Genomic DNA, 548 nt, shown 5'->3' with positions numbered 1-548 from the left:
GACTTCTTTGAACTAGGTGGCCATTCCCTCAAAGCGACACAGCTGGTTTCGCGCATCCAGAAGCAATTGGACGCGAACGTGCCACTTGGCGAAGTATTCGCGAGCCCGACGGTGGAGGAGCTTGCCAGGTATTTGGAAGCGGTGGCTACCAAGGAACGCTACGAGGCGATCAGCAAGGCGGAGGCGCGCGAGTGGTATCCAGCCTCGCCAGCACAGCAGCGGCTGTACGTGGTAAGTCAGCTGGAGCTAGAGGGGATCGGCTACAACATCCCGTGGGCGCTGGAGATTGCAGGAGAGCTAGATGCAGATCGCGTGCAGGAGAGCTTGAACGTGCTGGCGGAACGTCACGAATCATTCCGCACGTCGTTTGCAATGCAGGAAGATCAGCTGGTGCAACGCATTGCAAATCAGGTAGAAGTGCCGTTTGAAGTAATGGAGACGTTCAACGATACGAAGGCGGAGATCGCGAGCCTAGAGGAAGAAGTGGAAGCGCGGGTGAAGGCGTTCGTGCGTCCGTTTGATCTGGGCGAGGCGCCGCTCTTGCGAGC

1 protein-coding gene is annotated in these 548 nt (G+C 58.0%); it reads left to right on the top strand.

Features of this window, described 5'->3' with window-relative positions; all coding sequences use genetic code 11:
- A partial coding sequence (locus tag AC1TPB_RS25050; RefSeq protein ID WP_482078962.1) for a condensation domain-containing protein occupies positions 1-548 on the top strand: 548 nt, incomplete at both ends.

The sequence above is a fragment of the Paenibacillus sp. Y951 genome (assembly GCF_056786395.1).
The sequence above is the reverse complement of the archived record's forward strand: the minus strand, read 5'-3'. Positions and strand labels throughout refer to the sequence as shown.